Here is a 22,069-nt window from a genome sequence, read left to right as displayed (position 1 = left end):
CCGACGCTTCCGACATTCCGACAGCACTCCCCGTAGTCACGACTGCTCCGGAGCGACAGAGCCAGCAGCCAGCAAGCCGCCGTCCAGCGGCACCAACCACCCCTGCTCGCAGCCGTGTCGGAGCGCGGCCGTCCACAGCGATTCCGTCGCCCCCGACGCCCGGTACCGCTCGCGGTCCGTCTTCGCCAGACACGCCCGGTTCACGTCACGCACCGGGATCTCGCCCTCATGGCGCGTGAGGTAGCGGTGAGCTCGCTTGGCGACGTTCACGACGGACGGATGCACACCGTTGACGACCTCGAACACAGCCGCATGGGACTCTGCGGCCGTCAGGACGGCCTCCGCCCGGCGCGCGTCCATCTCGGCCTGCGTGCGTCGCCTGGCTGCTTCTTGAACGCTGTCGCGGACCTTCCTGGACGTCTCCCACATAAGGGCCGCCCCGTCCCAGTCCTCGGACGTGATCGAGGTCCGCCCGTGCAAGAGGGCGAGGAGCGCGGCGCACTTCAGCCGCCACAGCGGTTCGTGCGTGTCGAGCGGCGATTCGGCGCCTCGGCCGAAGGAGATCGCCAAAGCCAGTTGGTCGAGTTCTTCGGTGACGTGCTCGGGTACTGGGATCGTGAGGTTGCGGAGGTAGGCAACCCAGGTGGTGACGGGGGTCTCGGATCCGTCTTGCTTGGTGACGGTGATGGGCCCGGTGATCGCCGGCCTGTGCTGTGGGGTGTCGGGGCCGAGGGTGGCGTGCGCCCACGCGAGGCGCTGCGGGAGGCCGATGGAGCCCATCTCCAGCAGCTTCGCCGCGGGTTCCTCCTGTACGCCGAGCGACATGGACAGGGTGTAGGCGTCCTCGGGCAGGGCCCGGCGCCGCTCGACCTCGGCGTTCGATGTGCCCTGACGCTCGCTCATCCACGCTTTGCACAGCACGCCGTTGAGCGAGGCGGCGGCGGACATCTGTGCCATGGCGTCGAGGACGCTGCCCTCGGTGGCCAGGGCATAGCCGCGGGTCCTCTTCTGTACGAGAACCTTCTTCTTCCCGCTGTCGTCTTCGGGATCGGCCTCAAGGTCGAGGTAGGCAGCGATGATGCCCTGCCCCGTAGAGATGTCGATGTACGCGAGGTCGATGCCCGGGAACGGGGTGAGCTCCTTGGCCGCCTTCTCGGCCTGGCCCTTGCCGCTGCCGGACGGGCCGAACAGTCCGCAGTACCAGCCGAGGGTTGCGGGCTGATGGATGCCGCTGTCGACGCGGACCGTGGGGTCCGCCATGGCGGCAGTACGGGCGAGGACGGCGTGAAGGACAGCGTCCGGGGACGTCCGCCGAGCCTGCGCCATCTGCCGGATTTGCCGCAGAACAGCGGTGGCACCCCAGAGAGTTGCGGGGAGCCGGTCCACTGACTCGGCGGCCAGCCCGGCAGGTTCGTCGGGCGGCTGCTCGTCCTCATCGCCCCAGTGGATGGGTTCGTCCGGAACGGTGAGCCCTGGGCGGGGTGCAGACTCGTCAGGCAGGCAGCGCCGCTTGACCTCGTCGAGGACGATGGACGGCAGGCCGCCCGCTGCTCCGTGGGCTGCCCGCCCGGCGGCTGCACGCAGGATGTCGCTGGCCGCCGCGCTGGCGTCGCCGCCGTAGTTGTAGTGGGCGTACAAGTAGGGGACGGTGAGCTTCCGCCCGGCAGGCTGCGCACCCACCGGCAGGTCGGACCGCTCGGACCAGTTGACGGCAACATGGTCGTCGCAGAGCAGGCTGTAGGCGCTGCTTGCCGAGTCGCCGCCAGCGGACGGGCGTAGCCATTTCTGACGTCCGTCGCTGTGGGTTCCCTCGTAGGTGAAGCCCGCAGGTTCGAGGACATCGGCGAACTCAAGGTGCTCGGCGAGGACATCGAGCGGGCCATCCCCGGTGGGGACGATCGTCCGCGGGGCGCGGCGGGGGCGCCGCGGAACAGGCTTGACGCCGAGCCGCTGGTTACGGCGGATCTGCTTTTCCCGGGCGGCCTCCGCAAGGGCCTGGCGGGCGCCGGGCCCAAGGTCCGCTGCGGTCGCGGCTAGATCTGCGAGGTCGTAGATGACTCCGCTGCCGGGTCCGATACCGGTGGCCCGGTCGAGTCCCTCCTTCCGGTTGACGCTGCCAGGCAGCTTCATCAGCCGGTCGACGTTGCCGACCTCCGCGTCCCATGACCAGCCGTACCGGTAGGCCTGCGCGGCAAGGATCGCCTGCCAGATCATCGTGAGTTCTTTGGTCCTGACGCGGTCTTCGTCGTCGCCGATTACGTGCAACTCGGCGAGCAGCCATACCGGGTTGTAGCCGCCCCCGGAATGAACCCAACCGCTGGGAGCGGGCAGCCCGGATTCCGTCACGACCTTCGTCACGGCGTCCTCGTCGGGCGGTGCGGGGAGGTCGTCGGGGCCGGGCTTGTGGCCGATAGTCCCGAAGTCACCGTCTGCCCAGAGGTGCGTGAGGGCGTGAGCGAGGTCTTCGCCTCCCCGGCCTTCTTCGGGGCGCTCGCGCAGGGTGGTGACCTGCGCGTAGATACCCTTGGGCCGCCGCCCATCGAGCTTGACGGCGTACTGGGTGGCTGCCGCGAGCCCGGCTTCGTCGGTGGGGAATCTCCGGCCGGCCCACTTGTCGCCGTCGGAGCAGATGCTGAGGAAGCCGGGGGCGTCTGCGTACACGTGCGACAGCCACGTCTTGACGACGTCCGGGTCCGCGGTAAGCGGCGGCTGTTCGGTGCTCACTCGTGCTCCTGAGTCATGGCGCCGACGACGTCGGTGACGAGGTGGTTGATGTCGTTGATCCAGCGGCGGGCGCAGGCTCTGACGGCGCGGGGATTCGGTTGCTCCGCGAGGTGACTGCGCAAGCTGGCCGTGACGAACTCGCGGCGTGCACGCTCCCGCATGAACTGCTCGCGCAGCTGGTCGCTCACCGAGGCTTCCGGCAACTCGCCAGGCCCGCGGCTGTCGTCGTCAGCGACGACCGCCGAACCCCTTTGTCGTGTGGTCACGTTCGTGTCCGTTCGAGGGGCGGGGCCGTGAGGGTTGGAGCGGTCCCGCGATTGGGTGGCCGCGCCCGCTGTCGAGCGCGGCCGGGGCATCAGAGGGCGCGTCCGACTCGGCCGAGCTCGACGTAGGCGGCGAGGAGTTCGGGCAGATGCCTCGCCTGCTGTTCGGCGTCGAGCTGCGCCCACGCCTTGAGCCCGACCAGGGAGGCGGGCAGGCCGGGGTTGAGCTGCTCGGCCTGCATGACGGCCGCGTGCAGGTCGTTGTCGTCGTAGCCGCTGATGACGTCGGCGAACTGCGTCTCGTCGTCGCCCGCCGACTTCACGGCGACCTGACGGCCATGGACGCTGTCGCCCCATCCCTCGTCGGGAACCGTGAACGAGCGCCCGGCGATGCGGAGCAGGTTGCGGGTGATCGCCTTGGTCTCCGCGTTGTTGAACTTGGAGGGGCTGCGCTCCAGCTGGTGAGCGAGCGCGAGCCACGCCTCGTCGGCCGCGGTCGAGCGGAGGTAGGCGGCTCCGCAACTGGCGTGCCACCACGCGTAGAAGATTTTCGTGATGCGCTGGCCGGCCGCAGGAACCTTGTCGCACCCGGGGCAGACGCTGCCCCAAGCGGCCGTCTGGACGGCCTTGCCACCGGTGTCCTCGCGCCAACCGCCGGGGATGGCGCCTTTGGATTCGGAGATGGCGAGCCGGATGGGCTGTGTCATGATGCTGGAAGTCCTTTCTGTTGAAGCCCCGGTCGCTGGCGAGCGAATGAGCCGGGGCTTCGGCGTGTGTGGAATGGGCTGGGCCCCTGTCAGCTGGCGTTGGCGCGCCGGTCTGGTGGGGGCCGCTTCATGCGGCTTCGCTTCGGGGCTGGTCGAGGTCGGGCGCGAAGACGTCGCGGAGTGCGACCTTCTCGGCGTCAGTGAGGGGTCCCCGAGCGCGAGCGACGCGCTTAACGAAGTCGGCAACCGACTCCCCGGGCGCGGGGCGAAGCCAGAGGGTGTCTCCCTCGCGCCATTCGTAGGGCTGCTCGTCGACCGTCACCGGCGAGCCCCGATCGTGCCGACTAGGGGGTTGTAGGTCATGCGGCAGCACCGGAGCCCGCGGGGCGCTGGGCGAGCCAAGCGTCCGTGTCTGCCCGCATGTACCGGACGGGGGCCTTCGGGCCGTCGCCAAGTTTGATGAAACGCGGTCCCGCGCCCTGGATCCGCCAGTTTGCGAGCGTCCGTGTGCTGACCTTCAGCCGAGCCGCCACAACTGCTGGCGTCTCAGGCTCGTCGTCTTCGCCCACGCGAAACATGAGTCACCTCCGTCAAGACACCCTCGTCAAAGGGTGCTCACGGTGGACCGTAGCACCTGTGGGCATTCCTTGACGAGAGATACCCGCCATGTCACGGTGTCCCCGTGCGAATCACTCCGAGCTGGGACCTAGCCGCAGACCCGCCAGTCCACATTGCCGCTGGACTCGACGGCCCATCGCGGGCAACGATCACCGTCGAGGACTTCGAGGGTTACGACCTCAAGGTGACCGTCGCCCTGGTTGGCGGGCGGTACGAATGCACAGAGCTGTGCGTGCGGCAACGCGAGGGCGGGCAGCAGATCACCGGCCAGGCCATACGGAGCATTCCTATCGCCGGCATCATCCGGCGAGGCGTCCACGACTTGTTCATCCGCGTCATGGAGAACCCACCTGGCGGCGGAGGCAGTGAGCCACTCGGCTGGAACGTGCCTCCGGGCTTGGCGGACGGTGGCCCAACAGACGAGGCACTCCGTTGGGTCACGCGGGTCTACCGGATTGCGCAAGCGCTCGGGCAGGCTCCGACACAGCAGGTTCAGGAAGACCTCAACTTGCCACGATCGACCGCAGGGCGCTGGATCTCCCTGGCCCGCCAGCGTGGCCTGTTGGAGCCGCCACCCGTGAAGCAATACCCGGGTGTATCCGGAGAGGCATAGAGGGGCCGCCGAAGGACGATCAGCACCCGTAGTCGCAACTCATTGAGGCCTCGCGCCACCACGGCGCGGGCCCCTTTACTCTCCGGCCCGTTAGATCCCTAGGGATCCCCTCTGGCTCCTGATAATCTTTATTCTCTGGAGTCAGAATGGGCCGGTAGCGAGGGGGAGTTCATGACCGACATCGAGCGGCGCCAGGCGCCCGGGGCCGTATCGAAAGACCGGCTCTCGCCCGAGGCGCAGGCAGCCCTCGCCGCCGGCCGCGCCGACTCGACCCGACGCGCCTACCGAGAAGACCGCGAGGCGTACATCGCGTGGTGTGCGGCCCGAGGCGATCAGCCGGTGCCCGCCACTCAGGAACTGCTCATCGAGTACGCCACCCATCTCACGCTGACGCCCCGCCAGCGCACCGGGCAGCCGTCCGCGCCGAGCTCGATCGAGCGCATGCTGTCCGCCATCTCGACGATGCACGCCGAGCTGGAACTGCCGAGGCCGGAGACCAAGGGCGCCCGCCTCGTCATCTCCGGGTACAAAGACCGCCTGGCCAAGACCAAGAGCCCCCGCGCCCGGCAGCAGCAGGCGAAAGCAGCCGTGCCGAGCGCCCTGCGGCAGATGCTCGCCGTCCTCGACCGCGACACCCTGATCGGTAAGCGCGATGCCGCGATGCTGTTGCTCGGGTATGCGGGCGCGACCCGCTCATCGGAACTCGTCGGCCTCGACATCGGCGACCTCGCCGAGTGCGAGGAAGGCTTCGAAGTGCAGATCTACCGCGTGAAGATGAAGGCCTTCACGGACACGGCCGTCCCCTACGGCAAGAACCCCAGCACCTGCCCCGTCCGCGCGCTTCGGGCCCTGATCGGCGCCATGCGCGAGGCAGGCCGTACCGAGGGGCCGCTGTTCGTGCGCATCGACCGGCACGGCCGTATCGCCCCGCCGATGATGCGGCGCGGCACGCCGATCGGTGACCCGTCCGGCCGGCTCACCGCCGACGCGGCCTCGGACGTCATCGAGCGCCTGGCGGAAGCCGCAGGACTCGATGGACGGTGGCGCGGGCACTCCCTGCGCCGAGGGTTCGCGACCGCGGCCGTCCGCAGCGGGGCAACGATGGTCCGCACCGCCAGGCAAGGCGGCTGGGCGGACAACTCGACGTCCCTCGCCCGCTATTACGAGGCAGGCGATCCGTGGGAGGACAACCCCGTCACCGGGCTGTGAGCGGCAACGGCGGACGTCGGCCTGTTAGTCGGCCTTGCCGTAGAAGGCTGCCCGCAGCTCACGGACAGCGGCCGTGATCTCTTCGTCGCCCTTGTCTTCCAGTGCGGCATCCATCAGCCGCTGCGCTGCCCCGGCTATGGCCTTGTCCTCCACCATTCCCAGCGGAAGTCCAACCGCCGACACGCGCGCCATGTGCGCTGTCATCTCGACGCCTTCGGTGAGGGTGCGACGGTCCCACGCATCTACGATCCGCATAGCCGGCGCCAACGCTGCGGAAGCCGCTTCCCAGTTCCGCCCTCGCGCGCTCCATGCCGACCAGAACTCCACTCCGGCCACCGACAAGGTGCGGAACTTGGCCCTACGGCTCAAGTGGGCCTCGCGGTAGATCCTGCGCGCCCGCTCCAGATCCATCACCTCGACGACCAACTGCTGCATCAGGGCGAGTAGGCGCGCCCGCTCGGCCTTCTTGTCGGAGCGCCGCTGCTGGAAGTACGACAGGCAGAACCCTATGACGATCCCCAACGGCCCTGCGATCAAGCCGTTGACAACTACTTCTCTCATGGGCACAGCATGCCGGGTGCCGGAGGCCGTCTCGCGCGGTGTGGCAGGCGGCAAGGGGCACCCAGCTTACGTACCCCTTCGTCATGCAGCGGTGCGCGCCGGGTGGTTGTGTCCGGCGTCGTCGACCGCGCAACCGAGCAGCAGTGCCGCCTCGTCGCCGTCGAGGGCGAGCACGACACACAGGGCCTGCGCCACGGCGACGGACGGGCACCGGGCGGAGCTCTCCAGCTTGGTGATGTACGCGCGCCGTACACCGGCGGCCGTGGCGACCGCGGACTGCGACAGGCCAGCGCGGTTGCGAGCAGCGAGCAGCATCGGGCCGATTTCTTCGGGCGGCGTGCGCCTCTCGCGGATCATGGTCAACTCGGGCTCCACGGGTGCCGATTCGGAGGTACTGGCTCCATTGTCCCCTCCGAATCAGCGGCCACATAGGTATCGGCGCCTGCACCTACGCAGCGAGTTCCCTGCCGTGCCATCCGACGTCGATGGTGGTGTGGTCGAAGCCGGGCCCGCGGCGTGAAGACGGGTGGATCCGGACCCTGAACTCAAGAGCCTCAAGGACGCGCCGCTTCCGCTGCACGGTCAGCGCCGGCCACTTCTCCCGCACCTGCTCGCCGATCAGCCCGTCGAGCGCGGTCAGGTCGACCGGCTGCAGCCTCTTCGCCTCCGCCTGCGCGGCCGTGATGTCGTCGGCCAGCCTCCGCGTGATCCGGTGCAGCTGGTCGCGGGTGATGCTGCCGTCCGCGTAGTCGTCGGCCGCCTGGCCCTGCCGGATCCGCAGCGCCTCGACCCGCTCCATTGCGGCCAGGGCGCCGGACCTGTCACCGGCGAAGATGTCCGCGGCGGCCGGATCGGACAGCACCTCGATGACGATGCCGTCGATGTACCCGTCGAGGGCTTCCTCGTTGCGTCCGACGCAGCCCTTCCCGTCGCAGATATAGGTGGGCTTCTTCGTGCCGCGCTTGGCGTTGCCGCGCAGGGCCACCCGGATCTGCTGCCCGCACGGCCCGCACGTCGCCACCTCGCCCCACGTCAGCAGGTGCCTGCGCTGCCCCGGGCTGCTGCTCGTCGCCTCACCGCCACTGAACATGTCCTCAAGCCGGGCGTGCTGCTCGATAGACAACAGCGCCGGCCACGCCGCCTTGTACTCAACGCCCTGGTGCACGCGGACGCCGATGTTGGCCTTCCGCAGGACCAACTTCTTCACGCTGCCCTTGCCCCAGCGCCGGCCGTCCGCGCTCTGGAGGATGCTCCGCCTCTTCCGCTTCATGCCCGTCCCGGGGGCGGGCAGGTCGCGGTCGTTGAAGTCGTCCTCGATCGCCATCTGCGCCTCGCCGGACAGGAGTCGGCGTGCTGCTTCGCGGACGACCCCAGCCTGATCGGGATGCTCGATGTCGTCGAAGCCGATGACCTTGCCGTCATCGTCGTGCCGGTAGACGCGGCGCCAGCCGTAGGAGACGGGCCCGTTTGCGCGGCCTTCCTCGGCGCGTTCGAGGGCGGCCCGAGCGACGCGCTCGGACTTCACCTCGGATTCGGCGGTGTCGCTCTCGCCGAGGTTCGCCAGCTGCGAGCGGTCCGAGGCCTTGGCCATGTTGAAGTAGCCGCCAGACTCGAAGCCCACGAACGCCTTGACGCCCCGCAGATCTTCGATCGCCTGCGCTCGCTCGACGCGCTGCCGCCACAGCCGGGAAGGGTGATAGGCGCCGACGACGACCCGCACGCCCGGCTGTTGTGCGGCGGCGAGCGCGGCGGCCATCATCTTGTCGTACTCGGGACGCTCTTCCCCGCTGTGTGCAGAGCGGTCGTTCTCGATCCATTCACCTGCGATCTCGCCGCCGATCTCCTCAAGGGCCCACCGGCGCAGATCCTTGATCTGCCGCGCGACGCCGCGCCGTTGGTCGAGAGGGTCCTCGCTGATCCGGGCGTACAGGAAGACGAGGATGCGAAGCGCGGTGACGGTGGCGGCCATGCTCAAGTATTACCCGGCAAGTGCCTTTCGGATTCCCGGGCGGCGTGGGCAACACCCGCAAGGACCCCGAGGCGTTCGCCAGCCTGCTCCACGACGTCGAGACGAAGATCTTCGACACACTCCCGGACGAGACGTGGGTCTATCCCGGCCACGGGAACGACACGACACTCGGCGACGAGCGCCCGCACCTCGCGGAGTGGCGAGCTCGCGGCTGGTGATCGGCCGGACCTTGTCGGGGCCGCCCTGAAATGGGCCGGCCCCGCTTTGGTGCGGGAGCACAACACGTCTGGGTGAATCCCACGACAGGCGGCAACCGCACGTACGGACAGCCCCCGTTCCAACCGCAGCCCCCGAAGAAGCGCTCTGTCGGAAAGGTCGCCGGCCTCTGCCGTCTCGGCATCGGGTCCGACTCGGACACCCGCAAGGGCACGTTCAAGGACGGCAAGTTCGAGGCGACACTGCCCCTCGGCAAGAACGCCGTGTACTACAACGTCAACGCGCAAACTCCAGGGCTCCGGGGACATCAACTGCAGCAACTTCACCGGCGGCTGGTCGTAGCCGGTGCTGCGGGGCCAGGGGGCGGGCACTACGGACCTCGCGGCGAGCCCCGGTCGCCAACCACAGGCGGCACTCCCGCCAGGCACGCACACGTCCACGCAGACGGCACTCACCCTGCGGGCCACGCTCCCGGCGCGAACCGTTCCGCGCACGCCCCGTACGAACCCCGCGCACGCACCCCGTGTGAATCCTTCACACGCGCCGGCGTCCCGCGCGCGCTCCCCGCGCACTTGGTTGCGCGGTCAACTGGAAGCAGCCCCGCTCGGGATGACGGCTCCTGGGCGGATGGGCCGCCGGTCCATCGATCCCCGCCCTCGACCGGCGGCCCCGGCGAACGCCGTCGAATCGGCACCGCACAGGAGTCGTTCACAAGAGCGCAACACTTGTTCCCACTATGCGGACAATCGGGGCTGTGACCTGGACAATCAGGACGTCCGACTGTCACTCTCCCGCCATGCACCTTGCCCCTCGCGTACTGCGCCGCGCGGTAGCCGCCGCAACCATAGCCCTGCTCGCCACCGCCGTCGGCTGTGCTCCGCAGCCGGAGGACAAGGCCTCCGACAAGGCCTCCGGGTCGACCGGGACCACCTGCGCCAAGGGCAAGTTGGCCACCCAGACCTCCGGCAAGCTGACGATCGCCACGGACGAACCGGCGTACGAGCCGTGGTTCGAGGACGACAAGCCCGCCAACGGCAAGGGCTTCGAGTCGGCGGTGGCGTACGCGGTGGCGAAGCAGCTCGGCTACGACAAGAGCGCCGTCGTCTGGCAGAGCGTCCCCTTCAACAAGGCCTTCGCGCCCGGCGTGAAGACCTTCGACTTCGACATCAACCAGGTGTCGATCAGCACCGAGCGCAAGAAGGCCGTCGACTTCTCGTCCGGCTACTACGATGTGCGTCAGGCCGTCATCGCGCTCAAGGGCAGCAAGGCCGCCAAGGCGACGGGCATCGCGGGCCTCAAGGGCCTCAAGCTGGGGGCCCAGGTCGGCACCACGAGCCTGAACTACATCAGCGACGTGGTGAAGCCGACGCAGCAGGAGGCCGCGTTCTCCAAGAACGACCAGGCCGTCTCCGCGCTCAAGAACGGCCAGGTCGACGCGATCGTCGTCGACCTGCCGACCGCCTTCTACATCACCTCCGCCGAGGTCACCAACGCCAAGATCGTCGGTCAGTTCGAGAACCAGGGCGGCACGCCGGAGCAGTTCGGGCTCGTGCTCGACAAGGGCAGCGACCTCACGTCGTGCGTGACGTCGGCCGTGGACGCCCTCCGCAAGGACGGCACGCTGGCCGCGCTGGAGAAGCAGTGGCTGTCCGACGCCGTCGACGCCCCGGTCCTCAAGTGACCGTGGTGAAGGACGACTCCGGCCGGGAGGCCGCGGACGACAAGGGCGACATGCCCGGCGGGGGCGACGCGTACGTCCCCTCGCAGCGCCGCCTGGACCGGGAGCGGCACAAACGCGCGCGTGCCCGTCGCGCGACCGCGATCGCCGCGGTGTCGACCCTGGTCACGGCCGTCGTCCTGTACGTGGTCGTGGTCAGCGCGCCGGGCTGGGAGCGCACCAAGGAGACGTTCTTCGACGGGCACTACGCGCGCGAGGCGTTCCCCAAGGTCCTCGAAGGCCTGTGGCTCAACATCCGGCTGCTGCTGATCTGCGGTGTCCTGGTGCTCGTCCTGGGCATGCTGATCGCCGTCGCACGCACCCTGCGCGGACCGGTTTTCTTCCCCCTGCGCGTGCTGGCGGCGGCCTACACGGACTTCTTCCGCGGACTGCCGCTCATCATCAACCTGATGATCGTGGTCTTCGGAGTGCCCGCGTTGCGCCTCCAGGGCGTGACCGTCGACCCCGTGTGGCTGGGTGGCGCGGCGCTGACGCTCACGTACTCGGCGTACGTCGCCGAGGTGTTCCGCGCCGGCATCGAGTCCATTCACCCCTCGCAGCGCGCCGCGGCCCGCTCGCTGGGCCTGACCAACCGGCAGGCGTTGCGGCACGTGGTGCTGCCCCAGGCCGTACGCCGACAGGTGCCGCCCTTGTTGAACGATCTCGTGTCCCTCCAGAAGGACACCGGGCTCGTGTCCATCGGCGGCGCGATCGACGCCGTACGCGCGTCCGACATCATCGCGCAGCGCGCCCTGAACTACACGCCGTACATCGTCGCGGGGCTCGTCTTCGTGGCGCTGACCATCCCGATGACCCGCTTCACGGACTGGGTGACGGCCAGGATGGACCGGCAGCGCGCCCAGGGAGGCACGACATGAGCACCGCCGACATCTCCGCCACCGCTCCCGTGCTGCGCATGGAGTCCGTCCGCAAGACCTTCGGTACGTCCGTCGTCCTGCGGGACGTCGACCTGGAGGTCCCTCCGCACACCGTGACGGCGCTGATCGGCGCCTCCGGCTCCGGCAAGTCGACGCTGCTGCGGTGCGCGAACCTCCTGGAGGACATCGACGACGGCGCGATCTGGCTGGACGGCGAGGAGATCACCGACCCGCGCGTCGACCCGGACGCGATACGCCGCCGTATCGGCGTGGTGTTCCAGGCGTACAACCTGTTCCCGCACATGACCGTCCTGGAGAACATCACCCTCGCCCCGCGCCGGGTGCACGGCGTGTCCCGCGCGGAGGCCGAGGCACACGCGCGTGAGCTGCTGGAGCGGCTCGGGCTCGGGGACAAGGCGGGCGCCTACCCCGACCGGCTGAGCGGCGGTCAGCAGCAGCGGGTCGCGATCGTGCGCGCTCTCGCCGTACGCCCCCGACTGCTACTCTTCGACGAGATCACCGCCGCGCTCGACCCCGAGCTGGTCGGTGAAGTGCTCGCCGTGGTCCGGGACTTGAAGGACGAGGGCATGACCATGGTGCTGGCCACCCACGAGATGGGCTTCGCGCGGGACGTCGCCGACCAGGTGTGCTTCCTGGACGGAGGCGTCGTCCTGGAGCGCGGCACCGCCCAGCAGATCTTCGGCGACCCGCAGCAGGAGCGCACACAGCGCTTCCTGCGACGGATCGTGGAGGCGGGCCGCCTGTAAGGGGCGTGCGCCAGGAGGCCGGTGCTTACGCAGTACGCCCTACGCGTCGGCCGTCCCCGCCCCCACCAGCGCGGCGACTCGCTCCACACCGAACACGTACCCCTGCACCCCGCACCCCGCGATGACACCGTCGGCACGCAGCGAGACGTACGAGTGGTGCCGGAACGACTCGCGCTGGTGGATGTTGGAGATGTGGACCTCCAGCACCGGTAGCCCGTCACAGGTGTTGAGGGCATCCAGGATCGCGATGGAGGTGTGCGAGTACGCCCCCGGGTTGATCACGATGCCGCAGTGGTTCAGCCGTGCCTCGTGGATCCAGTCCACAAGCTCGCCCTCGTGGTTGGACTGCCGGAAGTCCACCGTGCCGCCGTGCGTGGCCGCGGCCTTGGCACACAGGGTCTCGACGTCGGCGAGCGTGTCGGAGCCGTAGATCTCCGGCTGGCGCTGGCCCAGGAGGTTCAGGTTGGGGCCGTTGAGGATCATGATCGGGGCGTTGGCCAGGGTGCGGGGCACGGTTCCTCCGGTCCGTTCGGACATGTCGTTCGAGGTGGGCCGCCGGTCGACGGCCGCTGCTCGGACCCGGTCTATCACGACCCCTCCGCGCCTCCGCACGCCCCCGTAACCGTTGTTCACTGTGGGTAGTTGACGCGGCATGCACGATGTACACACCGTAAGAACACCCTCCATGCTCCGGCTCGCGGCCGCCTCCCTCGCCGGGACCGCGATCGAGTTCTACGACTTCTTCGTCTACGGCACGGCGGCGGCCCTGGTCCTCGGGCCGCTGTTCTTCCCGACGTTCTCGCCGGTGGCGGGCACGCTGGCCGCCTTCGCGACGTTCGGTGTGGGCTTCGTGGCGCGTCCGCTGGGTTCGGTGCTGTTCGGTCACTTCGGGGACCGGCGCGGACGCCGGCCGGTCCTCGTGGCCTCCCTGCTGCTGACCGGTGCCTCGACGGTCGCGGTCGGCTGCGTGCCGTCGTACGGCTCGATCGGGGTGGCCGCTCCCGTGCTCCTTCTGGGCTTGCGTTTTCTGCAGGGGCTGGGGCTCGGCGGGGAGTGGGGCGGGGCGGTGCTGCTGACCGCCGAGCACGCGCCCGCCGGGCGGCGCGGGCTGTGGTCGAGCTTCCCGCAGGCCGGGCCGGCGGTGGGGTTCCTGCTGGCCAACGGTGTGATGCTGGCGCTGTCGGCGACCCTGACCGACGCGCAGTTCGCCCAGTGGGGCTGGCGGGTGCCGTTCTGGGTGGCCGGGGTGCTGGCCCTGGGCGGGCTGTGGCTGCGTTCGTCGCTCGCCGAGAGCCCGCGGTTCCTCGAAATCGACGACCACGCGCGCGTGCCCCTCGCCGAAGTCGTGCGCGAGCACTGGCGACTGGTGCTGCTGACCGCCGGGGCGCTGTCGATCGGGTACGCCGTCTTCTACGCGGTGACGACCTGGTCCCTCGCCTACGGCACGGAGCGGCTCGGGGTCGGCCGTACCGTCATGCTGACCTGCATCATGGCCGCCGTGGTGGTGAAGGGTTCGCTCACCCCGCTGGTGGCGCTGCTGAGCGACCGTTACGGACGGCGGACGCTGTGCCTGCTGGGGTGCACGGCCGCCGCGCTGTGGATGTTCCCGATGGTCGCGCTCCTCGCCACGGGCACGCCGCTGCTGATGTTCCTCGGCTTCCTCGGGGCGCTGCTCGCGTTCGTGATGATGTTCGCGGTGCTCGGCGCGTATCTGCCGGAGCTGTACGAGCCTCGGGTGCGCTGCACGGGTGCCGCCGTGGGCTACAACCTCGGCGGGGTCCTCGGCGGCGCGCTCACCCCGATCGTGGCGACGGCGCTCGCCGAGCACGGCGGGCGGGTCCCCTGGGCTGTGGGCGCCTATCTGACGGGGGTCGCGCTCTTCAGCCTGGGTTGCTTCGCGCTGCTGCCGGAGACCCGGCCGGTGGAGGTGGTGGCCGTGGAGCCGGTCGCCGGGTGAGGGCCCGCGCGGCAAGGGACGTAAACGCTTGCGCAAGCGTTTACGCGCCGTCCGGAACGCCTCGCGCTACGGAACTCCGCACGCTACGGATTGATCGCCAGCTCCAAGTACGCCGCGAACAGCACCAGATGGACTCCGCCCTGGAGCGGTGTCGCCCGTCCCGGCACCACCGTCAGCGAGCTCACCACCACGGTCAGGGCGAGCAGCACCATGTGCGTGGAGCCGAGGCCGAGGACGAGCGGCCCGGAGAGCCACACCGACGCCAGGGCGACGGCGGGGATGGTGAGGCCGATGCTGGCCATGGCCGAGCCGAGCGCGAGGTTGAGGCTGGTCTGCACCCGGTCGCGGCGGGCGGAGCGCAGGGCGGCGATGGTCTCGGGGAGCAGCACGAGCAGCGCGATGATCACACCGACGACGGCGTGGTGCAGCCCTGCCGCCTCGACGCCGGACTCGATGGTCGGCGACACGCCCTTGGCCAGCCCGACCACACCGATCAGGGCGAGGCCCAGCAGGCCCAGGCTGATCAGGGCGGTGCGGGCGGACGGGGCGTCCGCGTGGTGGTCCTTGGTGATGACCTCGCCCTGCCGGGAGACCGGCAGGAAGTAGTCGCGGTGCCGCACGGTCTGCGTGGCCACGAAGAGGCCGTACAGGGCGAGTGAGGACAGCGCGGCGAAGGTGAGCTGGGCGCCGGAGAACTCGGGGCCCGGTTTGCTGGTGGTGAAGGTCGGCAGGACCAGGCTGAGGGTGGCCAGGGTCGCCACGGTGGCGAGGGCGGCGCCGGTGCCCTCGGGGTTGAAGACCGCCGTGCCGTGGCGCAGCGAGGCGACGATGAGGACCAGGCCGACGATGCCGTTGCAGGTGATCATGACGGCGGCGAAGACGGTGTCTCTGGCGAGGGTCGAGCTCTTGTCGCCGCCGTCGGCCATCAGGGTGACGATCAGGGCGACTTCGATGATCGTGACGGCGACGGCGAGGACCAGGGAGCCGAAGGGTTCGCCGACGCGGTGGGCGATCACCTCCGCGTGGTGCACCGCTGCCAGCACGGCGCCGGCGAGGACCAGGGTCACCAGGGCGACGACCACGCCGGGCAGATCCTTCCGCCCCCAGGTGAAGGCCAGCAGGACGGCTGCGAGCACCGGTACGAAGGTCGTCCACCGGGTGGTGAGCGACCTGAACCGAGTGATCATGAAGAGATCCTCGCAGAGGCGTACGGGCCCCGCACTCCGGCGCCGCGGAGCCCGTCGCGCGCTACTTGAACTCGGTCATGTCCAGTACGTCGCAGTCGGTGAACGACGGCGGCCTGGTACACAACGCGGCCATCCGCTCGGCCATTTCGGTGGTCTCGGGGGCCTGACTGTTGCGCATGGCGTCCTCGTACGAGTCGAACTCGATCACGACGAGGACATGGCCCGGCTTGTTCCGGTCCCGCAGGACGAGGCGGTGCGTCGGGCCGCCGGAACGGCCTGCGAAGCGCTTGTCCGCCTCCTCCGCCACCGCTTGCATCTCGTCGAAGCGGTCGGTCTCGAAGTCGACGATCTGCACGAACTTCTTCGATGCGTCCATGGATGCCTCCACCCGGCCGTGGCGCTCCCGGGCAGGGCGCGCTCGGTATCCAACGAAGCACCGGGAGCGGTGGTCGGCAATTCATCGTGCGGTGCTCCCGGTGATCGTTGTTCCTACGTCCGGCGTGGTCAGGCGTCGATGCTGTCCTTCGGAGCGCCTTCGGTCCCCGACTGCGCCGCCTCGGCCGCCGCCTGCTTCTTGTTGGCCATCAGGCTGGTGATCGTGGTGACGACCAGGACCCCGCAGATCACGCCCAGCGAGACCGGGATGGAGATCTCCGGGACATGGACGCCGGACTCGTGCAGCGCGTGCAGCACCAGCTTGACGCCGATGAAGCCGAGGATGACCGACAGGCCGTAGCTGAGGTGGACCAGCTTCTTCAGCAGGCCGCCGATGAGGAAGTACAGCTGCCTGAGGCCCATCAGCGCGAACGCGTTGGCCGTGAACACGATGTACGGGTCCTGGGTCAGGCCGAAGATCGCGGGGATGGAGTCGAGGGCGAACAGCACGTCCGTCGTACCGATGGCGAGCATCACGACGAGCATCGGGGTCATGACCCGCTTGCCGTTCTCCTGGATCCACAGCTTGGTGCCGTGGTACCGGTCGGCCACGCCGAAGCGGCGCTCGGCGGCCTTGAGCAGCTTGTTCTCCTCGAACTCCTCGTCCTCGTCGTCGGCCCGGGCCTCCTGGATGAGCTTCCAGGCGGTCCAGATGAGGAAGGCTCCGAAGATGTAGAAGACCCACGCGAAGTTGGCGAGGACGGCCGCGCCGGCCGCGATGAAGATGGCCCGCAGGACCAGGGCTATGAGGACGCCGACGAGCAGCACCCGCTGTTGGTACTGCGAGGGCACGGCGAACTTCGCCATGATCAGGACGAAGACGAAGAGGTTGTCGACGCTCAGGGACTTCTCGGTGATGAAGCCGGCGAAGAACTCGCCGCCGGCCTGGCCGCCACCGAAGATGAGCAGGCCGAGTCCGAAGAGCCCGGCCAGGGCGATCCAGACGACTGTCCAGATTCCGGCTTCCTTGATCGACACGTCATGCGGCTTGCGGCCGATGAAGAAGTCGACGGCGATGAGGGCGGCCAGCCCCACGATGGTCAGGACCCACAGGGTCACGGAAACATCCACTACTGCTCCTCCGGCGGTATTAACGGCAAATGGTCAGCGTCGTCGCTACCGGAGGTCTCTTCCACCTTGGACGGGCGTCCAGGGCCGACGCCCCGGGATCTGGCCTGATCCGTATTGACGGGTACGCCGCAGCAGATAGGGAGTACTCCCCTCCGTACGGAAGAGCCTACCCCAATCACCAAGGAAAGGTAAAGCGATTACCAAAGAAAGGACAAAGACGCAGGTGGAGGCGCTTTACCTGTACTTGGAGCGGGCCGTCGCGACCTCGGTCAGCACCTGCCGCAGCACCTGACTGCCCGGCGGCACGAGCGAGGGCTCGTACGTCCAGGCGTGTCCTACCCAGGGGTCGGCCAGGTGGTCGTCGGGCAGCGGGGTGAGTCGCATCAGCGAACGCCAGAGGGGGTCGAGCAACGGGCCGTAGCCGGCCGCGTCCTCGCGGTCCGCGACCATCATCAGATGGACGCCGACGGACGGGCCCTCGTCGGCGAGATAGCGCAGCTGGGTCACGGCCCGGTCGTCGAAGCCGTGCGGGAAGTCGTTGACGATCAGCAGTTGCTCTGCCGTGTCGAGACCGGGCGGCAGCGAGTCGGCGGCGCCACCGCGCACGGCCATCTGCACCAGGTCCACCCGCTGGGTGAGCCGGGTCAGGACGTCGGTCACTCCTGCGGCCCCGACGGCGGGCGGCGCCGCGAGCACCCCCGTGTGGACCAGCGGGACCAGTGCCTGCGCCGCCGAACCGGCCGGGTCGATGACGTGCACGGCGAACTCGCCCACCGGATAGACGGCGAGCAGCCGGGCCGCGTGCGCCACGGCCGTGTCCAGCGCGAGGCGCCGCAGCTCGTGGGAGTCGGCGAACGATCCGTCGAGGGAGTCGTTGCCGCTGTCGATCCACAGGCCGCGCTCCAACGGCAGCCGCATCAGCATCGGGATGCGCAGCTCGGGGCTCTCCGGGAGATGGAGATCGCCCAGGCGCAGGGCCATGGGGATCTCCATCGGGACGCGGTAGCCGTGCCAGACGGGGTTGTCCCAGCCCGCGAACGCCGGTGGGAGCGCGGGTTCGACCACCTCGGACTCGGCGGTCAGCTGGGCGAGATCCCGGTCGAGGGCCGCCCGTGCCTGGTCGACGAGTTGGGCATGCTTGGCCTGGGCCGCCTCGCGGGCCGCGTCACCCTGCCCGCCGATCCGGCTGCGCGGGTCGGACAGGGCATGGTCGAGTTCCTTCTCCATGCGTGAGTCCGCGAAGTCGACCGCGCTGCGGTACGCGGACATGGTGCGCGCCAGGTCCTCGAACATGCCCCACACCTGGTTGTAGAGCCGCTCCTCCATCGACCACCCGGTCGCGTCACCGGCAACGGGCTGCGCCGCCTGTCCGGGCGGAGCCGGCGGCGCGGTCGGCGCGGGCTGCGGCGGCGCCCCGGTCTGCCGACGCGGGTGGCTGTAGTCGATCGGACCGCCGGTCGCGGGGGCGGCGGGCTGGGCGGGGGCTGGGTCCGCGGGATATCCGGACGACGGCGCCACAGCACCTTGGGCACCGTACGGAGAGGTCGGCGGCTGCGGCGCTGCGGCGCCGGGGGCGCCCTGCGTCGTAGAGCCGCTCCCCTCAGGGCCGAGGGCCGGGGTGGCCGTCTGGCGGGTGCGATCGGCGTCCGGGGGGCGGGGCGGGGGTGCCGCCACGGAGCGGGCCAGGCCCTGGGCCACCGCTTCGTTGATGCTGCCCGCGAGGTGCGGGGCCTGGGGCAGGCCCTGGTCGGTGAGGAGTTCGGCGAGGCCGCCCGCGTAGCCCTGGCCCACCGCGCGCACCTTCCAGGCGCCCTGCCTGCGGTACAACTCCAGGGCGACGACGGCGGATTCGGCGTCCAGGCCGGTGATCGTGTAGCTGGCGACCTCGGTGCCGTCGAGGCCGGTGACGGCGACGAAGGGCGCGGCGACGGCGCCGAAGCGGGCGGGGCCGCCGACGCCGAGGGGAAGGGCGAGGAGCACGCTGACGCGGTGCACGGCCTCCGGCATGGCGCCGAGGTCCACCGCCAGGCGGTGGTCTGCCGCGGCCTGCTTGGAGACCTCCAGTCCGGGCAGGGTGGGTGTGCCCGGGTGGGCCACCCACTCGACGCCGTGGATCCTGCCGTGCTCGTCGCCGAGCGTGGCGGCGGCCACGACCGGCTTGCCTGCCGTGACCCGGATCTCCAGACGCACCTGGGAGAGCGGGTGGTTCTGCCCTCGCACCAGCTCGGCCGCCATCGCTCTCGTCCCCCTGCTCAGCCGTGTCGTGTGGTGTGTGCCGGGGCGCCCTAGAGGTGCGGCAGGATCGCCGGCATCAGGTCCTGGAAGGTGCGGCCGTTGGTCGGCGTGCCGAGGGCCGTCAGTGTCCAGCCCGAGCCGGAGCGGTGCACCTTCGCCATGATCTGGGCCGTGTACTGGCCGCCGCCCGCCAGTGTGTAGCGGGCCAGCTCCTGGCCGTTGGTCTCGTCGACCAGGCGGCAGAACGCGTTCTGCACTTCCTGGAAGGTCTGGCCCGTGAAGGAGTTCACGGTGAAGACGATCTGGTCGATGTGGACCGGCACGCGCGCGAGGTCGACGAGGATGGCCTCGTCGTCGCCGCCCTGGCCGACACCGCCCACGAGGTTGTCCCCGGTGTGGCGCACGGAGCCGTCGTCGCTCACCAGGTGGCGGAAGAACACCACGTCGACCGGCTGCTTGTCCGCGAAGAGCACGGCGGACGCGTCGAGGTCGATCTCCCGGGTGCGCGAGCCGAACAGGCCGCGCCGGGGAGCCGCCTGCCAACCGAGACCCATGCGCACCGCGGTCAGGCCGGTCCCGTCGTTCTTCTGCAGACTGATGGCCTGACCCTTGGTCATGTTGACGGTCACGGCTGTTCCCCTCTCGAACTGTCCCCTGTTGCCGCGGAATCCGCGGATGTTCAGAACCCTACGCAGCGGCACTGACAGTGCCGAACCCCGGTTCCCGCTTTGTGTCGGTCTTGCAACACAGAGCGCATACCCCGAGGTCCGGCGGTCCACCCGGGCGGTCAGGCCAGACCGCCCTCCTTCATCTGCCGCAGTTCCTTCTTCATCTCGTGGACCTCGTCGCGCAGCCGGGCCGCGACCTCGAACTGCAGGTCGGCGGCGGCGGCGCGCATGCGTGCCGTCATCTCCTCGATCTGTTCGGCGAGTTCGGCCGCGGGGCGGTCGGTCGGCGCCCCGTCCTTGGCCTTCCCCTTGACGGACTTGGACGCCTTCGCGGCCTTGCCGCCGAGTGAGGGCACCGGGGCCTTGGCGCCCTTTCCGTCCTTGGCCTTGCGGTAGCCCGAGCCGAGCAGCTGCTCCGTGTCGACGTCCTCGCGGGCGATCTGCGCGACGATGTCGTTGATCTTCTTGCGGAGCGGCTGGGGGTCGATGCCGCGCTCCGTGTTGTACGCGACCTGCTTCTCCCTACGGCGGTTGGTCTCCTCGATGGCCTTCTCCATCGCCGGGGTGATCCGGTCGGCGTACATGTGGACCTGACCGGACACGTTGCGCGCCGCGCGGCCGATGGTCTGGATCAGGGAGGTGCCGGAGCGCAGGAAGCCCTCCTTGTCGGCGTCCAGGATGGCGACCAGGGACACCTCGGGCAGGTCGAGGCCCTCGCGGAGGAGGTTGATGCCGACCAGGACGTCGAACTCGCCTGAGCGCAGCTCGCGCAGCAGCTCGATGCGGCGCAGGGTGTCGACGTCGCTGTGCAAGTAGCGGACCTGGATGCCGAGTTCAAGGAAGTAGTCCGTGAGGTCCTCGGCCATCTTCTTGGTGAGCGTGGTGACCAGGACCCGCTCGTCCTTCTCGGTGCGCTTGCGGATCTCGTGCACCAGGTCGTCGATCTGGCCCTCGGTGGGCTTGACGACGACCTCGGGGTCGATGAGGCCGGTGGGGCGGATGATCTGCTCGACGGCGCCGTCCGCGCGCGACAGCTCGTACTTGCCGGGGGTCGCCGACAGGTAGACCGTCTGTCCGATGCGCTTCTGGAACTCCTCCCACTTCAGGGGGCGGTTGTCCAGGGCGGAGGGGAGCCGGAAGCCGTGGTCGACGAGGGTGCGCTTGCGGGAGGCGTCGCCCTCGTACATCGCGCCGATCTGCGGGACCGTGTTGTGCGACTCGTCGATGACGAGGAGGAAGTCTTCCGGGAAGTAGTCGATCAGGGTGTTCGGCGCGGAGCCGGGCTCGCGGCCGTCGAAGTGCATCGAGTAGTTCTCGACGCCGGAGCAGGAGCCGATCTGGCGGAGCATCTCCAGGTCGTACGTGGTCCGCATCCGCAGGCGCTGGGCCTCCAGGAGCTTGCCCTGCTTCTCCATCTCGGCCAGCCGCTCGCCGAGTTCCTTCTCGATGTCGTTGACGGCCCGCTCCATGCGCTCGGGGCCCGCGATGTAGTGGGAGGCCGGGAAGACGTAGAGGTGCTCGTCCTCGCTGATGATCTCGCCGGTGAGCGGATGGAGGGTGGAGAGGGCCTCGATCTCGTCGCCGAACATCTCGATGCGGACGGCCAGTTCCTCGTAGACCGGGAAGATCTCGATGGTGTCGCCGCGGACGCGGAAGGTGCCCCGGCTGAAGGCCACGTCGTTGCGCGTGTACTGGATGTCCACGAAGCGGCGCAGCAGCTGGTCGCGGTCGATCTCGTCGCCGACCTTGAAGGGGACCATGCGGTCCACGTACTCCTGGGGAGTACCGAGGCCGTAGATGCAGGAGACCGAGGCGACGACGATGACGTCGCGGCGGGTGAGCAGCGAGTTGGTCGCGGAGTGGCGCAGGCGCTCGACCTCCTCGTTGACCGAGGAGTCCTTCTCGATGTAGGTGTCCGACTGCGGGACGTAGGCCTCGGGCTGGTAGTAGTCGTAGTACGAGACGAAGTACTCGACCGCGTTGTTCGGCAGGAGCTCGCGGAACTCGTTGGCCAGCTGGGCGGCCAGGGTCTTGTTCGGCGCCATCACCAGGGTGGGGCGCTGGAGCTTCTCGATCATCCACGCGGTGGTGGCGGACTTGCCGGTGCCGGTCGCGCCCAGGAGGACGACGTCCTTCTCACCTGCCTCGACGCGCCGGGCCAGCTCGGCGATGGCCGCCGGCTGGTCGCCGCTGGGCTGGTAGGAGCTGACGACCTCGAAGGGCGCCACCGTGCGTTCGATGTGGGAAACGGGCCGCATGGAACCAACCGTACGA

At 69.5% G+C, this 22,069-nt stretch carries 18 protein-coding genes and 2 pseudogenes; 6 read left to right on the top strand and 14 right to left on the bottom strand.

The window, feature by feature from the left end; genetic code table 11:
- Window positions 1-36: 36 nt before the first annotated feature.
- The 3 genes from ACIQBL_RS26250 to ACIQBL_RS26240 all read right to left on the bottom strand — a co-directional run bounded on the left by ACIQBL_RS26250 (window position 37) and on the right by ACIQBL_RS26240 (window position 3,694).
- A complete protein-coding gene (locus ACIQBL_RS26250; protein WP_401945381.1) occupies window positions 37-2,724 on the bottom strand; it encodes a hypothetical protein in 2,688 nt (895 codons plus the stop codon).
- The gene (locus ACIQBL_RS26245; RefSeq protein WP_401945380.1) at window positions 2,721-2,990 is read right to left on the bottom strand and encodes a hypothetical protein; all 270 of its coding nucleotides are present in this window, start codon (window positions 2,988-2,990) and stop codon (window positions 2,721-2,723) included. The genes ACIQBL_RS26250 and ACIQBL_RS26245 overlap by 4 nt, the downstream gene beginning before the upstream one ends.
- Before the next feature lie 89 nt (window positions 2,991-3,079).
- Entirely contained in the window at window positions 3,080-3,694 is a 615-nt protein-coding gene (locus ACIQBL_RS26240; protein ID WP_401945378.1) for a hypothetical protein, read from the bottom strand.
- 1,402 nt (window positions 3,695-5,096) lie between these two features.
- Between ACIQBL_RS26240 and ACIQBL_RS26235 the strand changes: the two genes are divergently transcribed.
- Window positions 5,097-6,134, top strand: coding sequence for a tyrosine-type recombinase/integrase (locus ACIQBL_RS26235; protein ID WP_401945377.1), 1,038 nt, complete (start codon window positions 5,097-5,099; stop codon window positions 6,132-6,134).
- Window positions 6,135-6,158: 24 nt separating this feature from the next.
- Here ACIQBL_RS26235 and ACIQBL_RS26230 read toward each other — a convergent pair whose 3' ends face one another.
- From ACIQBL_RS26230 to ACIQBL_RS26215, 4 genes and pseudogenes are all read right to left on the bottom strand, one after another.
- Window positions 6,159-6,695 (bottom strand): hypothetical protein, encoded by a 537-nt coding sequence (locus ACIQBL_RS26230; RefSeq protein WP_401945375.1) that lies wholly within the window; start codon window positions 6,693-6,695, stop codon window positions 6,159-6,161.
- An 81-nt stretch (window positions 6,696-6,776) separates the two neighbouring features.
- Window positions 6,777-7,010, bottom strand: coding sequence for a helix-turn-helix domain-containing protein (locus ACIQBL_RS26225; protein WP_401945374.1), 234 nt, complete (start codon window positions 7,008-7,010; stop codon window positions 6,777-6,779).
- Between the two features lie 133 nt (window positions 7,011-7,143).
- On the bottom strand, window positions 7,144-8,088 hold the full coding sequence (locus ACIQBL_RS26220; RefSeq protein ID WP_401945789.1) for a recombinase family protein: 945 nt from the start codon (window positions 8,086-8,088) through the stop codon (window positions 7,144-7,146).
- 90 nt (window positions 8,089-8,178) lie between these two features.
- Window positions 8,179-8,619 (bottom strand): annotated as a pseudogene (locus ACIQBL_RS26215) (recombinase family protein); the annotation flags it as partial.
- Between the two features lie 30 nt (window positions 8,620-8,649).
- On the opposite strand from ACIQBL_RS26215, the pseudogene ACIQBL_RS26210 reads away from it, so the two are divergent.
- From ACIQBL_RS26210 to ACIQBL_RS26195, 4 genes and pseudogenes are all read left to right on the top strand, one after another.
- A pseudogene (locus tag ACIQBL_RS26210) lies at window positions 8,650-8,882 on the top strand (MBL fold metallo-hydrolase); the annotation flags it as partial.
- Between the two features lie 794 nt (window positions 8,883-9,676).
- Window positions 9,677-10,561 (top strand): ABC transporter substrate-binding protein, encoded by an 885-nt coding sequence (locus tag ACIQBL_RS26205; protein WP_401945373.1) that lies wholly within the window; start codon window positions 9,677-9,679, stop codon window positions 10,559-10,561.
- Window positions 10,558-11,475, top strand: a complete 918-nt coding sequence (locus tag ACIQBL_RS26200; protein ID WP_401945372.1) for an amino acid ABC transporter permease — start codon at window positions 10,558-10,560, stop codon at window positions 11,473-11,475. The genes ACIQBL_RS26205 and ACIQBL_RS26200 overlap by 4 nt, the downstream gene beginning before the upstream one ends.
- Complete coding sequence (locus ACIQBL_RS26195) at window positions 11,472-12,242, top strand: amino acid ABC transporter ATP-binding protein (protein WP_401945370.1); 771 nt, start codon at window positions 11,472-11,474, stop codon at window positions 12,240-12,242. The genes ACIQBL_RS26200 and ACIQBL_RS26195 overlap by 4 nt, the downstream gene beginning before the upstream one ends.
- Window positions 12,243-12,281: 39 nt before the next feature.
- Here the strand turns inward: ACIQBL_RS26195 and aroQ are convergent, their stop codons facing one another.
- Complete coding sequence (gene aroQ, locus ACIQBL_RS26190) at window positions 12,282-12,755, bottom strand: type II 3-dehydroquinate dehydratase (RefSeq protein WP_401945368.1); 474 nt, start codon at window positions 12,753-12,755, stop codon at window positions 12,282-12,284.
- A gap of 172 nt (window positions 12,756-12,927) precedes the next feature.
- Between aroQ and ACIQBL_RS26185 the strand changes: the two genes are divergently transcribed.
- The gene (locus ACIQBL_RS26185) at window positions 12,928-14,199 is read left to right on the top strand and encodes an MFS transporter (RefSeq protein WP_401945366.1); all 1,272 of its coding nucleotides are present in this window, start codon (window positions 12,928-12,930) and stop codon (window positions 14,197-14,199) included.
- An 83-nt stretch (window positions 14,200-14,282) separates the two neighbouring features.
- Here the strand turns inward: ACIQBL_RS26185 and ACIQBL_RS26180 are convergent, their stop codons facing one another.
- From ACIQBL_RS26180 to uvrB, 6 genes are all read right to left on the bottom strand, one after another.
- Window positions 14,283-15,386: a calcium:proton antiporter gene (locus tag ACIQBL_RS26180; RefSeq protein ID WP_401945364.1), complete on the bottom strand. Its 1,104-nt coding sequence runs from the start codon at window positions 15,384-15,386 to the stop codon at window positions 14,283-14,285.
- Between the two features lie 61 nt (window positions 15,387-15,447).
- Window positions 15,448-15,762, bottom strand: coding sequence for a hypothetical protein (locus ACIQBL_RS26175; protein WP_401945362.1), 315 nt, complete (start codon window positions 15,760-15,762; stop codon window positions 15,448-15,450).
- A gap of 128 nt (window positions 15,763-15,890) precedes the next feature.
- A complete protein-coding gene (locus ACIQBL_RS26170; RefSeq protein WP_401945360.1) occupies window positions 15,891-16,892 on the bottom strand; it encodes a TerC family protein in 1,002 nt (333 codons plus the stop codon).
- Between the two features lie 234 nt (window positions 16,893-17,126).
- On the bottom strand, window positions 17,127-19,127 hold the full coding sequence (locus tag ACIQBL_RS26165) for a TerD family protein (protein WP_401945359.1): 2,001 nt from the start codon (window positions 19,125-19,127) through the stop codon (window positions 17,127-17,129).
- Between the two features lie 50 nt (window positions 19,128-19,177).
- Window positions 19,178-19,756, bottom strand: a complete 579-nt coding sequence (locus ACIQBL_RS26160) for a TerD family protein (protein ID WP_019060481.1) — start codon at window positions 19,754-19,756, stop codon at window positions 19,178-19,180.
- A 158-nt stretch (window positions 19,757-19,914) separates the two neighbouring features.
- Complete coding sequence (gene uvrB / locus ACIQBL_RS26155; RefSeq protein ID WP_401945357.1) at window positions 19,915-22,053, bottom strand: excinuclease ABC subunit UvrB; 2,139 nt, start codon at window positions 22,051-22,053, stop codon at window positions 19,915-19,917.
- Window positions 22,054-22,069 lie beyond the last annotated feature (16 nt).

It is taken from the genome of Streptomyces sp. NPDC088350, from assembly GCF_044753545.1.
Classification (GTDB): domain Bacteria; phylum Actinomycetota; class Actinomycetes; order Streptomycetales; family Streptomycetaceae; genus Streptomyces.
This window is presented reverse-complemented; position numbering and strand designations above follow the sequence as displayed.